This window comes from Neobacillus niacini (assembly GCF_031456445.1).
GTDB classification, from domain to species: Bacteria; Bacillota; Bacilli; order Bacillales; family Cytobacillaceae; genus Neobacillus; species Neobacillus niacini_I.
Window position 1 is genome coordinate 1 of the sequence record NZ_JAVDUQ010000042.1, and the last position, 15,984, is coordinate 15,984.

17 protein-coding genes are annotated in these 15,984 nt (G+C 37.7%); 14 read left to right on the top strand and 3 right to left on the bottom strand.

Annotated features, from left to right (window positions below; all coding sequences use genetic code 11):
• Positions 1–415: 415 nt before the first annotated feature.
• Entirely contained in the window at positions 416–1,444 is a 1,029-nt protein-coding gene (locus J2Y67_RS24135; protein ID WP_310178089.1) for an ion channel, read from the top strand.
• Positions 1,445–1,481: 37 nt separating this feature from the next.
• Here J2Y67_RS24135 and J2Y67_RS24140 read toward each other — a convergent pair whose 3' ends face one another.
• The 3 genes from J2Y67_RS24140 to J2Y67_RS24150 are packed head-to-tail and all read right to left on the bottom strand — an operon-like array spanning position 1,482 to position 3,413.
• Positions 1,482–1,868, bottom strand: a complete 387-nt coding sequence (locus tag J2Y67_RS24140; RefSeq protein WP_310178092.1) for a DUF350 domain-containing protein — start codon at positions 1,866–1,868, stop codon at positions 1,482–1,484.
• 11 nt (positions 1,869–1,879) lie between these two features.
• Positions 1,880–3,100 carry a glutathionylspermidine synthase family protein gene (locus tag J2Y67_RS24145; RefSeq protein ID WP_310178193.1) on the bottom strand — a complete coding sequence of 407 codons (1,221 nt, stop codon included), beginning with the start codon at positions 3,098–3,100 and terminating at the stop codon, positions 1,880–1,882.
• 1 nt (position 3,101) lies between these two features.
• Positions 3,102–3,413 (bottom strand): hypothetical protein, encoded by a 312-nt coding sequence (locus J2Y67_RS24150; RefSeq protein ID WP_310178094.1) that lies wholly within the window; start codon positions 3,411–3,413, stop codon positions 3,102–3,104.
• A gap of 92 nt (positions 3,414–3,505) precedes the next feature.
• Between J2Y67_RS24150 and J2Y67_RS24155 the strand changes: the two genes are divergently transcribed.
• The 13 genes from J2Y67_RS24155 to J2Y67_RS24215 all read left to right on the top strand — a co-directional run bounded on the left by J2Y67_RS24155 (position 3,506) and on the right by J2Y67_RS24215 (position 15,834).
• Positions 3,506–3,955, top strand: a complete 450-nt coding sequence (locus J2Y67_RS24155; protein ID WP_310178097.1) for a hypothetical protein — start codon at positions 3,506–3,508, stop codon at positions 3,953–3,955.
• A gap of 322 nt (positions 3,956–4,277) precedes the next feature.
• Positions 4,278–5,693: an amino acid permease gene (locus J2Y67_RS24160; protein WP_310178099.1), complete on the top strand. Its 1,416-nt coding sequence runs from the start codon at positions 4,278–4,280 to the stop codon at positions 5,691–5,693.
• A gap of 193 nt (positions 5,694–5,886) precedes the next feature.
• Positions 5,887–7,119 (top strand): ATP-binding protein, encoded by a 1,233-nt coding sequence (locus J2Y67_RS24165; RefSeq protein WP_310178102.1) that lies wholly within the window; start codon positions 5,887–5,889, stop codon positions 7,117–7,119.
• Between the two features lie 227 nt (positions 7,120–7,346).
• Positions 7,347–8,537: an HD-GYP domain-containing protein gene (locus J2Y67_RS24170; RefSeq protein WP_310178105.1), complete on the top strand. Its 1,191-nt coding sequence runs from the start codon at positions 7,347–7,349 to the stop codon at positions 8,535–8,537.
• Positions 8,538–8,698: 161 nt separating this feature from the next.
• Entirely contained in the window at positions 8,699–9,877 is a 1,179-nt protein-coding gene (locus J2Y67_RS24175; protein ID WP_310178107.1) for a hypothetical protein, read from the top strand.
• A gap of 151 nt (positions 9,878–10,028) precedes the next feature.
• Positions 10,029–11,111, top strand: a complete 1,083-nt coding sequence (locus tag J2Y67_RS24180) for a hypothetical protein (RefSeq protein ID WP_310178108.1) — start codon at positions 10,029–10,031, stop codon at positions 11,109–11,111.
• Positions 11,098–13,266, top strand: a complete 2,169-nt coding sequence (locus J2Y67_RS24185) for a molybdopterin oxidoreductase family protein (RefSeq protein ID WP_310178111.1) — start codon at positions 11,098–11,100, stop codon at positions 13,264–13,266. Before J2Y67_RS24180 ends, J2Y67_RS24185 begins: the two co-directional genes overlap by 14 nt.
• Complete coding sequence (locus tag J2Y67_RS24190; RefSeq protein WP_071354772.1) at positions 13,267–13,827, top strand: 4Fe-4S dicluster domain-containing protein; 561 nt, start codon at positions 13,267–13,269, stop codon at positions 13,825–13,827. It abuts the gene before it with no gap.
• A gap of 11 nt (positions 13,828–13,838) precedes the next feature.
• A complete protein-coding gene (locus J2Y67_RS24195; protein WP_310178116.1) occupies positions 13,839–14,363 on the top strand; it encodes a Rieske (2Fe-2S) protein in 525 nt (174 codons plus the stop codon).
• Positions 14,353–14,544, top strand: coding sequence for a hypothetical protein (locus tag J2Y67_RS24200; protein ID WP_310178118.1), 192 nt, complete (start codon positions 14,353–14,355; stop codon positions 14,542–14,544). The genes J2Y67_RS24195 and J2Y67_RS24200 overlap by 11 nt, the downstream gene beginning before the upstream one ends.
• Positions 14,537–14,848, top strand: coding sequence for a hypothetical protein (locus tag J2Y67_RS24205; protein ID WP_310178121.1), 312 nt, complete (start codon positions 14,537–14,539; stop codon positions 14,846–14,848). The genes J2Y67_RS24200 and J2Y67_RS24205 overlap by 8 nt, the downstream gene beginning before the upstream one ends.
• Entirely contained in the window at positions 14,835–15,116 is a 282-nt protein-coding gene (locus J2Y67_RS24210) for a hypothetical protein (RefSeq protein ID WP_310178124.1), read from the top strand. The genes J2Y67_RS24205 and J2Y67_RS24210 overlap by 14 nt, the downstream gene beginning before the upstream one ends.
• Positions 15,117–15,165: 49 nt before the next feature.
• Entirely contained in the window at positions 15,166–15,834 is a 669-nt protein-coding gene (locus J2Y67_RS24215; protein ID WP_310178126.1) for a sensor histidine kinase, read from the top strand.
• Positions 15,835–15,984: the final 150 nt, after the last annotated feature.

The following is a 15,984-nucleotide window of genomic DNA, read 5'->3' on the forward strand; positions in this document are numbered from 1 at the left end:
CAAATTTAATGGCCTTAGCCCGATAGAATATCGAGCTAAGGCCATTGCCTAATTTTATTTTTTTATACTGTCTACTTGACAGGGTGCAGTTCATTAGTTTACGATTCGGCCTTTTTATGCGAAATGAATCTCATTATAAAAATCACCCAGTAGCTAAGTAATATGATCCCGATCAACCCCAGGCTGATCAAAACACCCATTCTTTGTGTGGCATGAAAAATACCACCCGAGACTGTTCCTCCTATACGACTTAGAGGAGCTAAAAAAATCCTCATTCTTTCTAAATAAAAAACTGTACAGGATTTTCCAATGGTATAATATCTCTAGAAAAATAAGGAAGATATGATTGTTATAGAAATCCTTGGAAGAAGGTAGAAATGCCTTCTTTTTTGCAGAGGAAAAGGGGTGTGCCAAAATGCTATTTTTTCGAAGGCTGTTTCTAACTGCATCCCGGTATCGCTACCGGACTGTCCTTATTTTTACCGCCTTTTATATTTTTATTAATGCCGAAGTTATGAGAGTTATCGAGCCAAAAACCTTTGAAAACACCTTGCATGCCATCTGGTGGATCTTAACCACCATGACGACTGTCGGATATGGAGATGTTTATCCGACCACACAATTAGGGCGAATCTGGGCAATGGTAATTGTCTATACAGCAGGAATTGGTCTCTTCGGAACTGTAATCGGGATGATTGTCGACAGTCTCTCTCAAATCAAAAAAATGAAGGAGGAAGGAAGAATGGCATTCAGAGGAGAGGACCATTTTGTCATCATCGGCTGGACAACAAAAAGTAAGAATACCATCCACGAACTTTTTCTAGGCGGACCTAAAACAGAGATTGTTCTGATTGATGAATTAGAAAAGACGCCATATGAACATGAACGATTTCATTATATTCAGGGAAGTCCGACAGATGAAGAGACATTAAGAAAAGCAAAGCTTGAAAAATCGAAAGCGGTTTTGTTATTTGCTCCGGATGGGATTACGAATCCGGATTTGGTAGACGGGAAAACATTGCTTGTTGCCTCTTCCATTGAACGCTATGACGAGAGCACGGAAAAAAATATTTATACCATTGCAGAGATCTTAAATGAAAAACATGTGGGTAATTTTAAGCATGTTAAAATTGATGAGTTTATTTTATCTCATGAATCGGTCTCCAATTTGATGGCGAAGTCTGCTCAGAATAAGGGGGCAAGCCATCTGTTTACGCAATTGTTGAGCCGCCAGGATGGGGATGAAGGCAGTGATCTTTGGGAGATCGGCGTCAAACCGGACTGGAGAACATACGGTGAGGCATATGAATCCCTTAAGGAAAAGGGGGCACAGCTTATTGCTGATCGAAAGGATTTAAACATTCTAAAAAAATGGAATGAGCCGATTCCAAAAGATGCCCAGTTATTTGTTATTTGTGATAAAACAACATTTCAGAGGCTTTAAAAAACAAACGCATCTTAGGCTAGATGCGTTTGTTTTTTTAGTAAGTTAAGCAGCCAGCGATCACTAGCCCAATTGAAACCGATAAAAACATGAGAAAAAGTCCAACTGCTTGATTGTCTTCTTCAATACTTTGCGTCACATTGAAACGCGGCGTAAGCCATTCTGCTAAATAAAAAACAATAATTTGAGCCAAAATTCCAACCGCACCCCACAAAGCCATATCCGAAAGGGAAATAGAATTTGCAACCGTTGAGTATAGAACAATCGCGAGACCTAGGAGTCTTCCCCCGAGCACATAACTAGCTGCTTTATTTCCCTTTGCCATTAAGGAGAATTCCTTAACCTTTGTTGTAATTTCCATTAAGAATAGCCCCACTAGCAAAAGAACAAGTGAAACGGCTAAATAACTTAAAAAACTTACCATAATCAATCCCCCTAATTTTTAATACCTACTGGTAAGTAATACGATTCATTCCCAGTGATTTTTCCGCCGGCACGAATCCCAATGCTGCTTCGTTTACCGCCAATCAAGAAGGACCCAAACACAAAAGAAAGTTCCTCCATGCCTTTTTCGGTTTCAAGCGTAACGGTTGGAAGCGGTACATACGCTTGATAGATGGGCAGCTCATCCGCATAGGTTTGGAAAGTATTTTGTACTTTAACCGCAGAATTCTTATCCCAAATTGTCACGGTGTCCCCTTCTCTCCCAAATGATGGTTTTTGAACAAATTCCTGTTTTCTGATAAAAGCATCAGGCTCTAAATAGGTAGGCAGCATATATTCCTTAATCCAGTATTGTTCCTCTTCTGTATAAAACGCTCTACTCTCGGCAAGTCCCCATATTAAGCTTTGGATGGATTTAGGCTGAAGCAGAAAAGCCGAAATCGGGTTTAAAATAGCAAGCTTTCCTTCTTTAGTAAGTTGCAATAATTCAATTCCGACATAATCGCCTGTTCTTGGATCACGGTCCTCTACCAAGTGTTCAAGGGGATAGGTTTGCCGATATAATACATCAATCGGAACACCGTTAGAATCGAGTAAGGCATCCTCCGTTATACTAAGCTCAGACATTGGTAAAATCTTATTTTTAACTTGGCAGAGCTCACTTAAATATTGAGTTGTATTCCAATCCTCTATATGGTCGTCATGAGCTGTAAAGACTACATTGGCTGTTGGATTTCCACTTGTAGCATCAAGGACCGCCCTCGTAATTCCAGAGGAAAGAAGACCAACTTGTCTGAAATTGGGATCAAAATAACCAAACTCAGAACAAACTTTTCCATTGATGTGAAAACACTCTGCAATAAAAGTCGGAGTATCACTATTGAACTCAAGCATTTTGAATCCATTTTCTGTTAAAGCAAAATCAAACCTGCCGATCACCGTTTCAGGATAAAGAGTCTTCATCCGAATGAATGGTAGACAGGAAGGCGGGAAACCAAGTTCAAGAAGCTGATGGTCGGGAAGAGATCGAAGAAGTTTAGCTGTTTTGAAAAAAACTTTCCCCAACCTTTCTGTTGCTTCACCAAGAAGCATGCGGGTTTGTTCTGTGATTTCGAATACATGGTAGAGACTATATTCTTCCCCATACAGGTCTGACCAAAAGGAAGGGAATTTTGAATAAAATTTCTTTCTTTTTTCTTTATAAATGGACATATTATCCTCCAAATCCGCCTCTTGAACCACTCCCAAACCCGCCTTTAAAACTGGAAGAGGATTTATATGATTTATAGGCGGATGAATGATGAAGAGCTGACTTGTTCCGGTAGAAACTACCTCCGTGGTAATAATGATGATAATAGCTTGAATGGGTATCATCACATTGCCATACACCTTGGTCGTCATCCCATTCCCAATCGGCACAACGATTATCATCCGGTTTAGGCGGCAGGTCCTGTGAACACCCAGATACGGTCCCTGCCACTAAAGAGGTAAGCACCCCCGTTATTAACCATTGTGTTTTTTTCACTGTCTCACCCCTTTTACAATATATTTTTATTATAGAGGCAATGATGAGGAAAACAATGGTAAAATTGAAACCAAAAAGAAAGAGGGATGAAGATGCGGCTGGAATATCGTCTTGATGATCAAGATTTGAACTATCCCGCATTATGGAGTTACCAGGACATTCCGGAAGCGGAAGCAGTAGCAAGAATGACGTGTGACTTTTTTGTCAAAGATGGTCAGACCTATGCAGTAACAGCTACAGCCATGGATCCCGATGGCATGGCAGTTCTTTATGTTAAAAAGGAAAATTACCTAAACGAAGAAATAGAGCGGAGGTATTCCCATATTGGTTTTGAGCTAAGAGAACTTTGCCCCTCAGGGACAAAGCTTATAGAAAGTAAAGAATTATGGGGTCATGAAGAAGTGATGACCATCCTGCATTCGGATTTCATCTACATCCATAAGGATGGAAGATACCTGGAATTTTCACTGGATTCAAGGGAAATTGATGAAGACCGAAAATGCTATGTTTATTATGGGAATTTTACTGGGAAAAATCGTTAAAAGGAAGTATATGAATCGTGGGACTGGTCTTTCATCAGATGGACCAGTTTTTTCATGGGGAAATTAGAAAATATATAATTATTTCGGTTACTAAAATTATTTTAATAACATTAATGATTATGTTATTAAAATAGATGAAAATGCAATCATTCCCTGTAAAAAATATTTATAGCAGGGAAAATATGTGTTGGAATAATCTACAAATTATTTTATTTTTCAAAATATATTGCCTTTTTGAATAATAAATTATATTATTTTGATATAGAATTTTTACGAATTATTTTTTCGGAACATTTCGACATTCGTCGAGGAGGTAAACACAATGGATTTATTTAGAAAGAAATCAATTCAGGCCCTAATCAAAGAGGTTGGACAAAAAGATGTAAACTTAAAAAAAGAGTTAGGTGCCTTTGATTTATCGATGCTGGGAATTGGAGCCATCATCGGAACAGGAATATTTGTATTAACAGGAGTGGCTGCTGCAGAACATGCAGGACCTGCACTAGTCATTTCTTTTATATTATCTGGTTTAGCTTGTGTATTCGCAGCCCTTTGTTATGCGGAATTTGCTTCAACTGTGCCGGTGTCAGGAAGTGCTTATACGTATAGCTATGCGACATTTGGTGAAATTATTGCCTGGATTTTAGGGTGGGATTTAATCCTTGAATATGGACTTGCCTCATCTGCAGTTGCCAGTGGCTGGTCAGGCTACTTTCAGGGGCTTCTCGCCGGTTTTGGTATCCATTTTCCGAAGGCCATCACAAGTGCCTATGATCCCGCAAATGGAACGTTTATCGATGTACCTGCTATTATCATTGTTTTCATTATCACTTTCTTATTAACACAAGGTGTAAAAAAGTCAGCTCGTTTCAACGCCATTATGGTTATTATCAAGTTAGCTGTCGTTTTATTATTTATCGGTATTGGTGTATGGTATGTTAAGCCTTCAAACTGGACACCTTTTATGCCATTTGGTTTCTCAGGGGTTGCAACGGGGGCCGCGACCGTTTTCTTTGCTTATATCGGCTTTGATGCCGTCGCAACGGCGGCGGAAGAAGTAAAAAATCCGCAGCGTAATTTGCCGATTGGCATTATCTCTTCATTAATTGTTTGTACTGTGTTATACATTGCCGTATCAGCCATTTTGACAGGTATTGTTCCATATCAACTGCTTGATGTGAAAAACCCGGTTGCATTCGCGCTTAACTTTATCCATCAAGATTGGGTTGCAGGAATTATTTCATTAGGTGCCATTGCCGGAATTACCACCGTATTGCTTGTTATGATTTATGGACAAACTCGTTTATTCTATGCAATCAGCCGTGACGGCTTATTACCAAAAGTTTTCTCAAAGGTAAATAAGAAAACACAAACTCCAATGGTGAACTCATGGATTACCTGCTTGCTTGTATCGGTTTTTGCTGGATTAGTGCCGCTTGGCAAATTAGCAGAACTTGTTAACATCGGAACATTATTAGCATTTATGACTGTTTCCATTGGGATTTTATATCTTCGTAAAAACAATCAAGGTGCTTTAAAGGGTTTCCGAGTTCCATTTGTACCATACGTACCAATCTTAGCTTTCTTATTCTGTGGATACTTAGCTCTTCAACTTCCGGCAGCATCGTGGATTAGCTTTGGAGTGTGGCTTGTGATCGGATTAGCAGTGTACTTCGGTTATGGCCGCAAGCATTCTACACTGAATAGTAGTGAAAAGGAAATAAAGAAAGTTAGTTAAACCTATAATGAAGGGAAAAAGGACCTCAAAAAAATGAAGTCCTTTTTTCCTGTACGCTAAATAAATAGAAAATGTGTCGAAAATCAACGTTTTAGTAAAATTCCTGTCAATTAATATTATAATAAATGGTAGAATAGTAGGAAAGTTAAACAAAATGTTTCGTGTTTCTTAATTCATTGGGGGATTTACATATATGAAAGAGGGCTACGGAAATCAAAAGCTAATATATGAGGAGAAAAAAGCGATAAAATTATTTTTGTGGTTGTTTTACATTACCTTTTTTTCTTATGACATTTTTTACCACTTTGTTTATCCTAAATTTTCCAAAAGTAATATCACTGATATTTTAAAAGAAGGTCTTGGATATTGGTATTATATTCTAATTCTTTTAGCACTACCGTTGGCTATTTATTTAATTAAGAAGGGAAATCCCTATGTTGTTAAGTACATCTATATTTATTGGTATATTTTAATAGATATAATTGATGGTCTTTTAACTTATCTGGGAACAGACAAGCCCTATGCAAGTGGAAATATTGTTGAGGTTTTATTTATCCTTTTTTCACCTATATTTGTGAATAAAAAATTTTTTTGGACAGTCACATTAGGATTGATAGGAAAGGATTTATTGTTAGGAGTTATATTGCAAGATATAAATGTCCTTTTCCCAGTTATTATTTTTACGATTTTATCGTCAATAGCTTCAATTATATTGATTCGGTTTAATTCATATATAGATGCTTTAACAACTGTATATGATGAACTTCGACAAAAAGAAAAGTTAGCCGTTATTGGTCAAATGGCTGCCGCAATTGGGCATGAAATTCGTAATCCATTGTCCTCTTTAAAAGGTTTTACACAATTACAAAAGGAACGGTACCCAAATACAAATGATTATTATCCAATTATGATACAAGAAATTGATCGAATTAATTCAATTGTCAACGATTTAATGTATTTAGGTAAACCAAAGGTAATCGAATTTAAAAATTCAAACATAGAAGAAATTATTGCCTATACATTATCGATTACTCAACAACAAGCTGAAAGACAATTAGTTGTTTTCGAAACTCTTATTGAAGGACCATTGCCGTCTATCAAATGCGATGCAAAACAATTAAAACAAGTATTTATTAACTTATTTAAAAATGCAATTGAAGCAATGATGGAAGGAGGAAAAATAAAAGTAAATGTAAAATTATTAAAAGGTCAAGAAATGTACATCTCGATCCAAGATGAAGGCTGTGGGATTGCGGAAGAAGATATTCTTAATTTAGGTGAACCTTTTTATACAACTAAAAAAGATGGAACAGGCCTGGGTTTAATGGTTTCAAATCAAATAATCAAGGACCATAAAGGTACTCTTAAAATCCGTAATAACCAACAAAAAGGTACAATGGTTGAAGTCGTGTTACCTTTGTTTTAATAAAATTTGGATTAATTCCTCGGAATATAATGGGATTATTTGGAGATTAGTAGTGAGGAAAAGAATATTTCTATTTTTCTACATAATTCCTTTTAGAATTTTGTACTTAAATGATTATAAATGTTTTATAATGAAGGAAAGTGTCAGAAAAAAATGGGCCTTTTGGTTTAAGTAACTAATTCTTTTGAAATAGTACATGGGTTATATTCCATACGTGAGGTATATACATGAAAAAGCAAATAATTGACCCAAACATAAGAAATGAAGAGGGACAGACGGTTAAATGGTTTGTAGTTTTATTTTATTTTATCTATATAGGATTTGATGTATTCTATTCTCTGATTGCAAAATTTACTCCCAAATTAAAAATAGAAGCACAAGATGTTTTAGGAGTTTGGATTTATGTGATCATGTTTGGTTTAATCCCTTTTGCAGTATTCTTGTATAAAAAAGAAAAATACAACATGATTAAATATGTCTATTTTATATGTTATACAACGCTTATGTGCTTAAATGAAATTATTTCATATTATGGGAAACCCGAATTGTATAAAAGTGGAAATGCAGTAGAAATCTTTTGGCTATTATTATCGCCAATATTTGTTAGTTCTTCATTCTTAAAAGTTGTTACGATTGGTTTATTGATGAAATATATTGCTGTTGGGCTGATCATTCAAACTCCCAATGTACTAATTAGCATTCTATTATTAGCTATTCTTTCCGTGTTTTCATTTATCCTTTTAAATCGGTTCCAGTCATATGTCAAGGCGATAAAAACTTCTTATGACCACCAACTTATAGGGACTGTCAAAGCTGTAATCGCTACATTAGAACTTAAGGATCCTTATACAAGAGGGCATAGTGAAAGAGTTGCCAGTTATGCATTAGAGCTGGCAAAATATAGCGGGCGGCTTAATAACGAAGAATTAAAATCATTTAACTTTGCTTGTTTACTTCATGATATTGGAAAAATCCATATACCAGATGAAATTTTGATGAAGCCAACTAAACTAACAATGGAAGAATATGAAATTATTAAATCCCATACGATAGTTGGTGCAGAAGCAGTCTCAAAGATAGTGGGATTGAGTAATAATATTGAGGTTATTCGCTCCCATCATGAAAGATGGGATGGGAAGGGATATCCTGATGCGTTAAAAGGTAAAGAAATATCATATCTCGCAAGGGTAGCAGCAATTGCAGATGCGTTTGATGCAATGACATCAACAAGATCTTATCGGGCAGCATTATCGTTGGATGAAGCTTTTAATCGTATTTTAGAAGGGAAGGGTACACAATTCGATCCTGAATTGGTAGAAGAATTTATTAATGTATTCCCATTGTGGAAAAAAATTCATAAAGATTTTGGAAATAATCTTAATATTCGAAATTTAAGTATTGATAAAGCTTCTATTTGATTTAAGGAGGTGTTACCTTGAAAATCCGTAAATTAAAAAAAATAAAAGCAACTGTTTTTTCTTGTTGGTGGTGCGGTTGGTTGTAATATTTAATGATCAGGGATGCTAATGAAATTTTAGCATCCTTCTTTATAATTGATTAAAGGTTAAAGGGTGTTCTAATGAACATAATGATACGTTCAATTCTTTCGTTAATTCCGCTCGAAATTCACAAAGATAGGAAACATTATATTGTAGAAGATACTTCTTCTCGTGAATTCTACGAAATGAATGAAGTTTGTATAGATGCAATTTATTTGATTCAACAGGGTTTCCTGTTAGGCGAAATAGAAAGACAACTTAAAGAGAAATATTCTGATGAAGAGGTAAACATACTTGATTTTGCCGAACAACTTCTAGAATTAAACCTAATCAGAGAAATTAACGGTGTTAAAATTGAAACAAACTCTAACAAAAAAGAAAAATTAGGATTTTTATGGATTTCGCCAAGGATAGGAAAATTCTTTTTTAATGAGGTTGCTTATTTTGTTTATGCCTTATTATTGGTGGTAAATGTAATTCTTCTTAGTAGCCATCCAACTCTATTTCCTCATTTCAAGGATTTATTTATATTTAATTTTATGGTGCTTAATATCCCTGCTTGGGTGGGTTTAACCATTATTTTAGTATTAATTCATGAATTTGGTCACATTCTTGCGATGAGAGCGAACAATTTACCTACCAAATTGGGGGTAGGACACAGGCTATTTCTGGTTGTTTTCGAAACGGAAATGGACTCTGTGTGGAAACTTCCTTCAAAGAATCGAAATATTTTATATTTAGCAGGTATTTGTTTCGATACAGTAATCCTTTCGATCGCTCTATCTAGTCAGCTTATCTTTAATAACGATAGTGGAGTTTTCCTTGGTGTTATGAAGGTAATTGTTTTAGATACATTTATTCGTATAGTTTATCAATGCTGTGTATATATGAAGACGGATTTATATTATCTGATTGAAAATATCACGGGGTGTTATAATTTAATGGAAAGTGCTCAACAACTAATAAAAAAACAGCTTCCCTTTAAATTTTCACAAAAAGATGAAGTGATTTTTGAAAGTGAAAAAAAGGTGGTCTTTTTATATTCCATTTTCTATTTTATTGGTGTATTTTTGTCGGTTTCGCTTTTTGTAATTTTTTATATCCCACAGCTGTTTTATGCATTGAAAAAAGTTCTTCCTGGGTTTGAAAAAGCACCGACATCGCTACTTTTTTGGGATGCGGCTCTTTTCTCATTACAAATATTAATTGTCCTTATGTTTCTGTTAAATTCTTGGAGGAAAAAATACCTTCAAAAATAACAATTGTGACAGACTTTTGTCAAAATCCTAATTTCTAAGGGTTTTTCCCCCCGATGATGGGGGAGTTCCCCTATATTTGAAACACTAACGATTTTCTTACAATAAAGTAAGAAGAAACGTTAGTGTTATTTTTTTTTAGGAGGAGCTTGAAATGGAAGCGAAACTAGTAGCGAGTAAAAAACAGGAACGCTCGATCAATGATGCGTTTGCATCCCATTATGCGAAATCAGTCTTTTTAACTGTCGTCGGACTTGCGATTTTAACCCTTATCGGAACGAGGATGTTTACTCACATCGATTTAAATCTATATGGATATATGGTCGGAACCCTTGTCTTTGTTGGCGGCTTCTTTTACCGATTTATTGCTTGGGGCGAAAGACCGCCAACCAAAATTATCATTAAAAAAGGTTTAAAACTTCTTTTTAGAAAAAGTACTGCAAAAACAGCTGTCAGTCATTTAGCGATTTACGATTTTATCCGTAATCGGGGATTTTACCGATGGGTCCAGCATATTTTAATTGGTTGGGGTTGTGTACTTGCGTGTTTAGTGACCTTCCCGCTCGTATTCAGCTGGATGTACTTTACGATGGAAGACAATGGCTACTATACAATTGTCCTATTTGGAATGAATGTTATGAAGGTTCCTGCAGAAGGAATTATCGCCTTTTTCTCTTATAACGCACTAAATATTGCCGCAATCATGGTAACAGCAGGTGTTTGCATGGCGCTTTCCCGCCGCTTGAAAAATATGCAGGCAAGAGCTGAGCAAAAATTCATGTATGATTTTCTTCCGCTCTACATGCTGTTATTTATTTCGATCACAGGTCTGTTATTAACATTCCAAAACGTGGTACTTCATGGTTGGATGCAGCCGCAAATGTCATTAATCCACCAATTTTCAGTGATTGTCACATTAATCTATTTGCCATTCGGAAAGCTTGCCCATATTCCATTCCGTCCAATGAGTGTTTTTGCAAGAAATTATCGAGAACATTACGGAGAAGAGCATATGAAAGAATGTAAAGTGTGTGGAGATCATTTTGTTTCAGTTGAACAATCAAACGATGTCATTCAAGTTTTAGGTGTGAATGAGATGGAATTTAATATGAAAGACGGCTTTAATCTTGCTGAATTGTGCCTGCCATGCCGCAGAAAATACCGGATTGCAAGATTCTCAGGATTCCCAACCCACCAAGTGAAGGTCAAGGAGGCAAACCAGAATGCAAAGGGATAAGTTTTTTAAAGAAATTGAAAATGTACGGCATCCAAATGAAACGCTTGTAAAAACTCATTGTGCCTATTGTGGAATGCAATGTGGAATGAATTTACGTGTAAATACAAAAACCAATAAAATCATTGGCGTTGAGCCTCGTTATGACTGGCCGGTAAATGTCGGTAAAATGTGTCCAAAGGGAGTAACGGCATATCAACAAACCAATCACCCGGACCGAATCTTAAAACCGTTAATCCGTGATGATGCTTCCTTAAAAGGTACACAAGAAGGCTTCCGTGAAGCGACTTGGGAAGAAGCGTACGATTTGATTGCAAAGAAATTTAATGAACTGCAAGGAAAGTATGGAAAAGATACCTTATCCGTATTTAGCGGTGTATCGATGACAAATGAAAAATGTTATTTAACTGGAAAATTTGCAAGGGTTGCCATGCAAACAAGATATATCGATTATAACGGACGTTTCTGTATGTCGAGTGCAGCCGGTGGTTTCCTACGTTCCTTTGGTGTTGACCGTGGCTCTACCTTGCCATGGACAGATATCCATGAGACAGACTGCTTGTTCATTGCCGGCAGTAATACCGCAGAATGCCACCCAACTTCGATGTTCCGTGTCTGGCATGTACAGGAAAGAGGCGGATACTTAATCGTTGCGGACCCTCGGGAAACACCAATTGCCAGAAGAGCAGATGTTCACTTAGATTTACGTCCGGGAACAGACTTAGCACTGGCAAACGGAATTTTAAATCTACTCATTCAAAATGGCTATGCCGATGAGGAATTTGTTAACAACCATACCAATGGCTTTGAAGAAACAAAAGAATTAGTAAAAGAGTTTACACCTGAATATACAAGTCAAATTACTGGCGTTGCAAAAGAAAAAATTATCCGTGCAGCTGAAATTTATGGTAAGGCACCAAATGCCATCGTCCTGTTTGCCCGTGGAATCGAACAGCAGCATAAGGGAGTCGACAATGTTTCAGGCTACACCAATATGGCACTAGTAACAGGGAAAATTGGCCGTCCGAAATCCGGTGTTGCAACATTCACAGGTCAAGGGAATGGCCAAGGCGGACGTGAACATGGTCAAAAATCAGACCTTTTACCAGGTTATCGTAAGTTAACTAATCCGAAGCATGTGGAAGAGGTATGTCAGGTTTGGGGCATTACTCCTGAGGAAATGCCGAAGCCTGGGGTTTCTGCAGTCGAAATGTTTCAATTAATGGAGCAAAAAGAAATTCGTGCTTTATATTTGCTTTGTTCGAACCCTGCCGTTTCTGCTCCAAATCAAAACTTTATTCGCAGAGCGTTAATGAGCTTGGATTTCATGGTTTGTGCTGATTTCTACTTATCTGAATCTGCAGAATATGCGGATGTCGTTCTTCCTTCCGTCACATGGTCAGAAGATGAAGGAACGGTAACCAACCTTGAAGGACGGATTATCAAAATTAATAAAGCGCAAGAGCCGCTCGGCGAATCGAAGCCGGACTGGCAAATGCAAGTCGAGCTTGCTGAAAAACTGGGTAGAGGAAAGTATTTCTCCCATTTAAAAACGGCAAGAGATGTCGCAGATGAATTCCGTTTAGCGTCCAAAGGCGGCTATGCTGATTATTACGGAGCAACATGGGATAAAATCGACAAACAAGACGGTGTTTTTTGGCCTTGCCGAGATGAAAACGATCCTGGTATGCCACATATGTTCTTAGATAAAAAGTTTTATCATCCTGATGGAAAGGCGAAAATTTGTGCCCTTCCATACCGTCCACCTGCTGAAGAGCCAGATGAAACATATCCGTTACGCTTAACAACAGGGCGTGTCGTTTTCCATTACCTATCAGGAAATCAAACAAGAAGAATTCAATTTTTACGCGATATGTGTCCTGAACCATTTGTAGAAGTACACCCTGAAACAGCAGCAAAGTATAACATTGAGCATGAAGAATATGTCCGCCTATTTACCAGAAGAGGCGAAGCGGAATACAAAGTGAAAATTACGGAAGCCATTCGAAAAGATACGGTGTTTGTTCCTTACCATTTCGGACACGATAAATCTATTAATCTATTGACCATTGATGCTCTCGATCCGATTTCCCGCATGCCGGAATTTAAAGCATGTGCAGCACAGATTGAAAAACTAGAAATAAAGAAGGTGCAGTAAATGAAAAAGAGGTTATATTTAGAACTTGAAAACTGTATCGGCTGCCGCTCTTGTTTGGCGGCTTGTACACAGTGCGGCGGGCATGAACAGCGCAACCGAAACTATGTGTATGATGTAAACCCGCTGGTCAACCGACAAACAATGCCTCTTATGTGCCTTCACTGTGTAAATCCGGCATGTGCAAGAAGCTGTCCGGCACAGGCGATACAAATTCATGAAACAGGTGCCGTGCTTTCGGCACTTGTGGAAAAATGTATAGGCTGCCAGAACTGTACCATTGCTTGCCCGTATGGAATACCAAAGTTCGATACAGAGCAGAACTTAATGTATAAATGCGATCTATGTATCGACCGGACGAAGGATGGAATTCCGCCAATGTGTGCAAGTGTCTGCCCATCGAATACATTACAATGGCTGACAGATGAAGAAATTGAAGCAAAACAAAAGCAATTCAACTTAGATAACGGTAAATGGGTAACAAGCATGCCTTATTTAGAAGGCGAAACAAATGTAAGAGTGAACCTCCCTGGTATCCTGCAGGGTGTCACAAAACTGTTTTAGGAGGGATTAACGTGAATAATAAAAATAATAAAATCCCGTTTAATGAAGATAATTATACTCATAATATTAATCGTAATAATGAGAGAAAACTTGACCGAAGGGGTTTCATGAAAATGCTGGCAGGGGCAGCAGGGGTATTCGCTGTTTCCTCCCTTCCATGGGGTGCCTTAGCAGCGAAGGAATTAACCGGATTAAGTGACAAAAAATATCCAAAGCATAAAATTGCTGATTTACAGAAATTACAGGTAGGGGATGCAGTAGACTTTGCCTTCCCGGGCGAGCACGATAGCGCGATCTTAATCAGGCTTTCAGAAAATAAATTTGTAGCCTACCAAAATGCCTGTACGCATTTACGCTGCCCTGTTTTTTGGAAAAAGGATGAGGGAGAAATGATTTGCCCTTGCCACCATGGGAAATTTGATGTAAAAACAGGTGAGCCAATTGCTGGACCACCGAGACGCCCGCTTCCTGAAATTCATGTGAAAGTGGAGAACGGCGCTGTCTATGCCGTGGGGGTGAAACGTTATGAAGCGTAGTTACGTACCGGTTGTACTCCTTCTAGCTATATTAATGTTAAACATTATCTTTACTCAATACATGGTCCATCAATATTTTTATGAAAAATACACTAATACTATCATTGCTGCGGTTATCAATATTATTTTATTTCCAATAGCCCTCATTATTTATAAAAAAGGTGTGAAGGTTAATGACTAGTGAAACTTATATTGATTTTTGTTTTATGCGGCAGCAATCAGGCAGTTTCTCTAACGAAATTGATCAGTTGTTAGAAGAAACCTTTACAGGCAAACGCTTAAATTGGTTCCTTGAGGAAAAAACAATCGAAGGTGCAGAGATGGTTGTCGCTGAAATAAAAGGCATGAGTGATTGGAGCTCTGAAGAAGAAACGATTGAGTTTCTGGAGGAGAATGCCGGGGAGAAATTTTGGGAGTATCTGCAAGGCTATAAGATGTTCATCTATCCGGTAAAGAGAGGATGTAATAGCTGTGGAGTCCATTAGTTTGGCGGAGCTTAACCGATTTACCGGCGGGTCGGTTGAAATTGCGATCCGTGATGCGGAGGGCGGCGACCAGGCACCAACTGTTAACAAAACGATTAAAAAAGTGCAGCTATGCCCTGATGGCACACATATCCGCTTTTATTTTGATGATTATTATTTTTTGGCCGTACCACTTGCGAGCGATGTAATTGAAACAGAAACAGAATGGTCTGCCTTTGATCCGGAAAGCGGACTTCATTATATAGTAAAAAAAGTTCAGACTCTGTAAAGTGTCTGGCTTTTTTACTAATTAAAAAGGGGTTTAGGAGGGTTGATGAATGACAATTTTACCGTCAAAAGAGGGGATTAGCTCCTACATTATTCACTCCCAGGAGGAGGAAATTAAACGAATTGCGTTAGAGCTTCATGAGGGTGTCGGCCAAAATCTATATAGTATTTTAACAGGTATACAGTTTATTGAATCCGGCACAGAGCAGCCGGCCATGAAACATTATCTTCGAGAAATGTCCCAGTTAATCGAAAAAACCATTCAAGAAATCAGACTGCTTTCGGTCGAATTGCACCCTCCTACCTTAACAACCCTTGGTTTACTTCCCGCTATTAAGAGCTATATTAAGTTATATACTTCGACATTTGGCATTCTTGTTGATTTGGAATCAACAGGAGAAGAAAAACAAATTCCCGAACGGCAAAATATCGCCGTTTTCCGGGTTTGCCAGGAAGCTCTCGCGAATATTGCGAAATATGCCGATACTTCCAATGTGAAGATGAATTTTATTTGGAGTGAAACGGAATTAACTATTTCGATTCACGATTTCGGTAAGGGATTTCAACCGGAGGAACATGAAATAACGAGTCCATTATCCGGGCTCGCAGCGATGAAAGAAAGAATGCTTCTCACTGGCGGACAGTGTTCGATTTCCTCTAAAATAGGAGAAGGAACTTCGATTGAAATATCACTTCCTTTATATGATAAGAAAGTATAAATTCTGACTTCGAGAATTGTCCAGCTCCAGCGCCTAGCCCCTCGATGGTCTACAGCCAATCCGTCATGAAGGTTAAAAAGCAACCTTCCTGCCGGCTCGTCTTATGCTATGCCTGAGGCTGACCAAGGCGCTTACGCTTTTCTAATCAAA